A 7,148-nucleotide genomic window follows, 5' to 3' on the forward strand; every position below is an offset into this window, starting at 1 on the left:
GTGCTCGCGGGCGAACGGTCCTTCATATGCGTCCCGCCTTGCGTTCGGTGACCAGTAGCCACAGCAGATAGCAGCCGCCGAGCACACCCGTCACCACACCGACCGGCAGCTGCCGGTCGCCGAACGCCGTGGACGCGGTCCAGTCGGCGAGGAGCAGCAGCGCGGCGCCCATCACGGCGGAGGCGGCGAGGTTGGGTCCGGGCGAGCGGGTGAGGCGACGGGCGAGCTGAGGCGCGCTCAGCGCGACGAAGGCGATCGGGCCGGCGGCCGCCGTGGCGACCGCCATCAGCAGCACGCCGGAGCCCATCAGGACGACGCGTGTGCGCTCGACGGGGGCGCCCAGCGCGAACGCGGCGTCGTCGCCCATCTCCAGCAGGCGAAGCGGCCGGCCGTACACGAACACCAGGGGCACGAGGACCGCGAAGACCGCCAGCAGCGGCCAGAACTGGGCCCAGTCACGGCCGTCGAGCGAGCCGGTCATCCACAGCGTGGCCCGGGTGGCGTCGATGAGACTCGCCTTGGTGACCAGGTAGTGGTTGACGGCTGTGAGAATCGCGGCCACGCCGATGCCGATGAGGACGAGACGGTAGCCGTGGACCCCGCGCTTCCACGCCAGCAGGTAGACGGCGACTCCCGTCACCAGTCCGCCGACGATCGCGCCTCCCGCCACGGCGAGGGGGTTGCCGTGGAAGATGACGATCACGGTGAGCGCCCCGACGGTCGCGCCCTGTCCGAAGCCGATGACGTCCGGACTGCCGAGCGGATTGCGGGAGATGGTCTGGAAGATCGCGCCGCTCAGGGCGAGCGAGGCGCCGACGAGGAGCCCGACGAGCGCGCGGGGCAGCCGCAGGTCCTGGACGATGAACTCCTGTGCGGCCGTGCCGTTCCCGAGCAGCGTGGCGACGACGTCGCCGGGCGCGATCGGGAAGTCTCCGCTGCCGATGAGGACGATTCCCGCGCCGAGGGTGACCGCGGTGAGGACGAGGACGACGGCGACGGCCCTCGGGTCGGTCCGGACGGAGAACCCGCCCGGGGTGCGTATCGCTTTCACAGCTGGGCCATCCTCTTGCGGCGTACGAGGTGGATGAAGACCGGCCCGCCGATCAGGGCGGTGACGATGCCCACCTGGAGTTCGGCGGGGCGGGTGACGACCCGGCCGACGACGTCGGCGCCGAGCAGCAGTACGGGGGCGAGGACGGTCGCGTACGGCAGGATCCACCGCATGTCGGGGCCGGTGATGGAGCGCACGAGGTGCGGAATCATCAGCCCGATGAAGATGATCGGCCCGCAGGCCGCGGTCGCCGCCCCGCACAGCAGGGTCACGGCCAGCATCGACAGCGCGCGTGTGCGGTTGAGGTGCGCACCGAGTGAGCGGGCGGTGTCGTCGCCCATCTCCATGGCGTTGAGCGGCCGGGCGAGCAGCAGGGCGAGCAGCACACCGACGCCGATGAACGGCGCGACCTTGGTGATGGTCTCCATGTCGGCGGAGGCCAGCGAACCCACGGTCCAGAACCGCAGGCGTTCGAGCGCGGCCGAGTCCAGCAGCTGTACGGCGTTGATGTAGCCGTAGAGCGCGGCGGTGGCGGCCGTTCCGGCGAGCGCGAGCCGTACGGGAGTTGCGCTGCGGCTGCCGCCGAGGATGTAGACGAGGACCGAGACCACACCGGCGCCGAGGAACGCGAACCAGACATATCCGGTGAGGGAGGTGACGCCGAGGAAGCTGATGGCGGAGACGACGGCTGCTGAGGCACCCGCGTTCACCCCCAGCAGTCCCGGTTCCGCGAGCGGGTTGCGGGTGAGCGCCTGCATCACCGCGCCCGCGAGCCCGAGGGCGGCGCCCGCGATCAGACCGAGCAGGGTCCGTGGTACGCGCACATCGGCCACGATCACGTCGTTGCCCGAGCCCTGGTTGTCGAAGAGGCCGTGCCAGACATCGGCAAGCGGAATCGACTTCGCACCGACGGCGATGCTCGCGACACAGACCAGCAGCAGGACACCGACGGCCACCAGCAGCCCGGTGGCGCGCAGGAGATGGCGCTTCCGGGACGCAGGTGCGGATTGCGGCTCCGCGCTCTGTTTGGGGGGACTGTCGACCAACACGTGGTTAGGTTAGCCTACCCTCGCATTTGCTCTGAGACGAGGGAACAGCCTGTGCCGAACCGCTCCGTACCCGCCCAGCCGTACGAATCCGCGGCACCCGCGCCCGGCGGCGGCCTCAGCCGACGCGGACTGCTCACCGCCACCGGCGCCCTCGGCCTCGGCGCCCTGCTCGCCGCCTGCGGAGGCGGCGAGCAGAAGCCCGCCGCAAGCGGAACCGCGGACGGCGGGCCCTGGAGCTTCAAGGACGACCGCGGAAAGGTCGCCAGAACCGACAAGACGCCGAAGAACCTTGTCGCCTTTGTCAGTACCGCTGCCGCGCTCCACGACTACGGCATCGAGTGCACCGGCGTCTTCGGGCCCAGCAAGCCGGTGAACGGCAAGCCCAACCCGCAGGCCGGCAACCTCGATGTCGCGAAGCTGACCAGTCTCGGCGAGGCCTGGGGCGAGTTCAACGTCGAGAAGTACGCGGCGCTCCAGCCCGACCTGCTGATCAGCAACATGTTCCCGCCGCCCGCCCTGTGGTTCGTGCCGGAGGAGAGCAGCAAGAAGATCGAGGCCCTGGCGCCGACCGTCGGTATCGCCGGTGCCCACCGCTCCCTGCGCGAACCGCTCGAACGGGTCACCGACCTCGCCGCGGCACTCGGCGCCGACCTGAAGACCCGGCAGGTGACCGCCGCCCGGGCGCGCTTCGACAAGGCCGAGGCGACCCTGCGGAAGGCCGCGGAGGCCAAGCGCGGCCTCAAGGTCCTCGCCATGACCGGGGACGCCGAGCAGATGTACGTCGCCGTGCCCGACTCCTACTGCGACCTCAACTACTTCAAGGATCTCGGCATCGAGTTCGTCGAGGGCAAGAAGAGCGACGAGTGGGGCTTCTGGGAGTTCCTCAGCTGGGAGAACGCCGGCAGGTACCACGCCGACCTCATCATGATCGACAACCGCTCCAGCGCCCTGCCCGCCAAGGAACTCGCCAAGAAGCCCACCTGGGCACGGCTTCCCGCGGTCAAGGCGGGCCAGACCGTGCCCTGGGCGATGGAGGAGCGCTACAGCTACCTCGGCTACGCGCCGGTCCTGGAGCAACTGGCCGCCGCCATCAGCTCGTCGAAGAAGCTCAGCGGCTGAGCGGACTCCCCCGCCCACGCGCGGCGGGGGCGGGGGGACCGAACGGCGACGGCTCCGCAGAGCCCATGTGACTCCAAGACCCCGAGCCTCTACAGACCCAGCCGGGACAGCGCCTTGCCCGCGTCGAGCGTGCAGGTGCCGTCCCCGGCCCGGGTCCACGCCGCCGCACACAGGGCACGCAGCCCGTCCAGCGGCTCACCCTCACCGTCGAGCGCCAGCTCCTCGTCCCGTACCGACGCGGTGAAACCGCCGCAGGTGAACCCCTCACCGTCCGCGGAGACTTCGGGCTGCCCCGTCAGCATCCCGCGCAGATCGGCGTCGACATACGTCGGCCGGTGCTGCGGCGGCGCGGCCAGCAGCTGCGCACCGTCGGTCACCCCGGTCAGCACGAGCAGCGAGTCCACACCGCCGTTGTGGGCACCCTCGATGTCCGTGTCCAGCCGGTCGCCGACCACCAGGGGCTTCGTCGCGCCCGTCCGCAGGATCGTCTCCTTGTGCATCGGCGGCAGGGGCTTGCCCGCCACCTGGGGCTCGGCACCCGTCGCAATCCGGACGACCTCGACCGCCGCGCCGTTGCCGGGCGCGATCCCGCGTCCGCTCGGAATCGTCAGGTCGGTGTTGGACGCGAACCACGGCACACCTCGCGCGATGGCGTAGCAGGCCTCCGCGAACCGGCCCCAGGCCAGGTCCGGGCCGCCGTAGCCCTGCACGACCGCCGCAGGGTCGTCGTCGGCCGACTCCACCGGCTCCAGACCGCGCTCGCGCAGCGCCACCCGCAGCCCCTCGCCACCGATGACCAGCACCCGCGACCCGGCCGGCACCTGCTCGGAGATCAGCCGGGCGACGGCCTGCGCGGAGTTGATGACATCGTCGGCCGACGTCGGCACACCCAGCTCGGTGATGTGCTCGGCCACCGCCTCCGGCGGGCGCAGCGCGTTGTTCGTCACATACGCCAGATGCATGCCCCCGTCCCGCGCTGTCAGCAGCGATTCCACGGCGTGCGCGATGGCCGCGCCCCCCGCGTACACGACACCGTCCAGGTCCAGCAGAGCGGTGTCGTACGCCTCGCTCAGCGCCGTAGCGCTTCCGCTCGGCCGGGTCCTGCTGGGCTGGCTCATTCGCTTCCGCTCCTTCGTCCGAGTCACTCCCCCGATCATCGCGCATCGGGCAACGCACATACGATGCTCGAATGAACAGCGAAGGTCCCGCGGCCAACGACGGTCTGTGCCTGATCCCCTTCCGTGGACTGCGATACGTCCCCGAGCGGGTCGGCAGTCTCGCCGCCGTGACCTCGCCGCCCTACGACGTGGTCGTCAGGCCCGACGGACTGCACCATCTGGAGTCCGCGGACCCGTACAACATCGTCCGGCTCATCCTGCCGCAGGCGGACACCGCGGGCGCCCGCCACCGGCTGGCCGCCCAGACGCTGTCCCGCTGGCTGGACGAGGGTGTCCTGGCCCCGGACCCCGAGCCCGCGCTGTACGTGTACGAGCAGCGCCAGGACGACATCCTCCAGCGCGGCATCATCGGCGCGCTCGCCCTGTCCGAGCCGTCCGAGGGGGTCGTCCTGCCCCACGAGGACGTCATGCCGGACATCGTGGCGGACCGTACGGACCTGATGCGCACCACGGACGCCAACCTGGAGCCGTTGCTCCTCACCTATCGGAGCATGGGCGACGCGACGGGCGCGACGGCCGTCATCGAACGGACCGTCCTGGGCTCCCCCCTGCTGTCGACGACCACCGAGGACGGCTTCAGCCACCGCCTGTGGTCGGTGACGGACCCCGGCGACCTCGCGGAGATCCGGAGCGACCTGGGCGACCGCCAGGCCCTGATCGCCGACGGCCACCACCGCTGGGCGACCTATCTGCAACTGAACTCCGAGCACGACGCTCCCAGCCCGTGGAGCTACGGCCTCGTCCTGCTGGTGGACACGGCCCGCTACCCCCTGCGTGTGCGCGCCATCCACCGGCTGCTGCACCGGCTCCCGGTCCGCAAGGCCCTCGCGTCCCTGAACGGCGCCTTCCGGGTGCGGCGCCTGGAGGTCCCGCTCGCCGAGGCGACGGCAGCCCTGGCCGAAGCGGCGGCCGAGGGCAACGCCTTCCTCCTCGCCGGCGACGGTTCGTTCCATCTCGTGGACCGCCCCGATCCCGAGCTGCTGTCCCGTACGGTCCGCACGGACCGCCCGGAGGCATGGCGCACCCTGGACGCGGCGGTCCTGCACTCCACGCTGCTGGACCACATCTGGAACATCCCGGACGCGCCGGAGCACATCGCGTACATCCACGACACCGCGGCGGCCGTCCTGCAGGCCGAACGCCACGACAGCACCGCCGTGTTGATGCATCCGGTACGCGAGGAGGTCGTACGGGACCTGGCCCGCGAAGGCGTCACGATGCCCCGCAAGTCCACATCGTTCGGCCCGAAGCCGGCCACGGGCCTGGTGCTGCGGAGTCTGACACTGGAGTGACGCGCGTATACGGCGTGACGTCACACGAAGGCGACAGCAAAAAGGGCGGCACCCACGGGGTGCCGCCCTTCTGTCATCGCTGACGACTACGAGGACTTGTCGCCCTCGGTGTCGGTGTCGGTGTCGGTGTCGGTGACGACATCGTCGGACTCGTCGGAGTCGTGGGACTCGTCGGACTGTGCGTCGACGACATCGTCGCTCAGGTCGTCCTGCTCGTCGTCCGCGTCGTCCCGCACGTCGGTCGGGTCGCTCAGGTCACCGTGAACGCCGTCCTGCGCGTCCTGCGCGTCCTGCTCGTCGTGCTCGTCGTGCGCGTCGACGAACTCCACGCCGTCCAGCTCGGCGAGCCGGTCGGAGGCGTCAGTGGCGCCGTCCTTGTCCGCCTCCAGCGCCTTGGCGAACCACTCACGCGCCTCGCCCTCACGCCCGGCCGCCAGCAGCGCGTCCGCGTAGGCGTAACGAAGCCGCGCGGTCCAGGGCTGTACGGAGTTGGAGGCGAGCTCAGGGCTCTGCAGCGTGACGATGGCGGCATCGATCTGCCCCATGTCCCGCCGCGCCCCGGCCGCGACCAGCCGCATCTCGACCTGGCCCGCCTTGTCGAGCTTCTGCACCTCGGGCTCGCCGGCCATGGCCATGGCCCGCTCGGGCCGGCCCAGGCCGCGCTCGCAGTCCGCCATGACGGGCCACAGCTCGACACTTCCGGTCATCCGCCGGGCGGCGCGGAACTCGGCAAGCGCCTCCGAGTACTTCTGCGTCGCGTACGCGGCGAAGCCTGCGGCCTCACGCACAGCGGCGACACGAGAGGCGAGCCGCAGGGCGATCTTGGAGTAGGCGTACGCCTGCTCAGGGTCCTCGTCGATCAGGTTGGCGACCATGACGAGGTTCCTCGCCACATCCTCGGCCAGGCCCTTCGGCAGGCTCTGGAGCTCCTGACGCACGTCCTTGTCGATCTCGTCGCCGGTGACGTCGTCGGGAATCGGCAGCCGCTTGATCGGCTCACGATCGCCACGGTCCCGATCGCGGTCGTCGCGACGGCCGTAGCCACCGCGGTCGTCGCGGGAGCCCCGGTAACCACCCCGGTCGTCACGACGGTCGTCGCGCTGCCCGCGGTATCCACCACGGTCGCGGTCGTCCCGGCGCGGGGGGCCGCTGGGGCGGTCGTCACGGCGTCCGTAGCCACCGCCACCGCCACCAGTGGGGCGGGCTCCGCGGTCGTCGTCACGACGGGGGCCGCTGGGGCGGTCGTCACGACGGCCGTAGCCACCACCGCTGGGACGGTCGTCACGACGGTCGTCGCGACGGAACCCACCACGGTCGCCACCACTGCTCGGACGACCACCACGGTCGTCATCACGACGCCCGTAGCCACCACCAGTGGGGCGGGCTCCGCGGTCGTCGTCACGACGGGGGCCGCTGGGGCGGTCGTCACGACGGCCGTAGCCACCACCGCTGGGACGGT

Annotated in this window: 6 protein-coding genes; 2 read left to right on the forward strand and 4 right to left on the reverse strand. The window is 71.2% G+C overall.

Annotation, left to right across the window (positions count from 1 at the left end; translation table 11 throughout):
* Nucleotides 1-22 precede the first annotated feature (22 nt).
* Nucleotides 23-1,051: a FecCD family ABC transporter permease gene (locus ACFWU3_RS32045; RefSeq protein ID WP_384444540.1), complete on the reverse strand. Its 1,029-nt coding sequence runs from the start codon at nt 1,049-1,051 to the stop codon at nt 23-25.
* Nucleotides 1,048-2,100: a FecCD family ABC transporter permease gene (locus ACFWU3_RS32050; RefSeq protein WP_384444541.1), complete on the reverse strand. Its 1,053-nt coding sequence runs from the start codon at nt 2,098-2,100 to the stop codon at nt 1,048-1,050. Before ACFWU3_RS32050 ends, ACFWU3_RS32045 begins: the two co-directional genes overlap by 4 nt.
* A gap of 129 nt (nt 2,101-2,229) precedes the next feature.
* Between ACFWU3_RS32050 and ACFWU3_RS32055 the strand changes: the two genes are divergently transcribed.
* Complete coding sequence (locus ACFWU3_RS32055) at nt 2,230-3,219, forward strand: ABC transporter substrate-binding protein (protein ID WP_384444549.1); 990 nt, start codon at nt 2,230-2,232, stop codon at nt 3,217-3,219.
* Nucleotides 3,220-3,308: 89 nt separating this feature from the next.
* Here the strand turns inward: ACFWU3_RS32055 and ACFWU3_RS32060 are convergent, their stop codons facing one another.
* A complete protein-coding gene (locus ACFWU3_RS32060; RefSeq protein ID WP_384444542.1) occupies nt 3,309-4,337 on the reverse strand; it encodes an HAD-IIA family hydrolase in 1,029 nt (342 codons plus the stop codon).
* Between the two features lie 71 nt (nt 4,338-4,408).
* Here ACFWU3_RS32060 and ACFWU3_RS32065 point away from each other — a divergent pair, with 71 nt between their 5' ends.
* The gene (locus ACFWU3_RS32065; protein WP_384444543.1) at nt 4,409-5,689 is read left to right on the forward strand and encodes a DUF1015 domain-containing protein; all 1,281 of its coding nucleotides are present in this window, start codon (nt 4,409-4,411) and stop codon (nt 5,687-5,689) included.
* An 86-nt stretch (nt 5,690-5,775) separates the two neighbouring features.
* Here the strand turns inward: ACFWU3_RS32065 and ACFWU3_RS32070 are convergent, their stop codons facing one another.
* Entirely contained in the window at nt 5,776-6,672 is an 897-nt protein-coding gene (locus tag ACFWU3_RS32070; protein WP_384444550.1) for a hypothetical protein, read from the reverse strand.
* Between the last annotated feature and the right edge of the window lie 476 nt (nt 6,673-7,148).

This window comes from Streptomyces sp. NPDC058685, from assembly GCF_042714725.1.
Lineage (GTDB): Bacteria > Actinomycetota > Actinomycetes > Streptomycetales > Streptomycetaceae > Streptomyces.

Coding starts and splice junctions, on each gene's coding strand:
- ACFWU3_RS32060 (WP_384444542.1), bottom strand. CDS start 4,337: ATGAGCCAGCCCAGCAGGACCCGGCCGAGCGGAAGCGCTACGGCGCTG.
- ACFWU3_RS32065 (WP_384444543.1), top strand. CDS start 4,409: ATGAACAGCGAAGGTCCCGCGGCCAACGACGGTCTGTGCCTGATCCCC.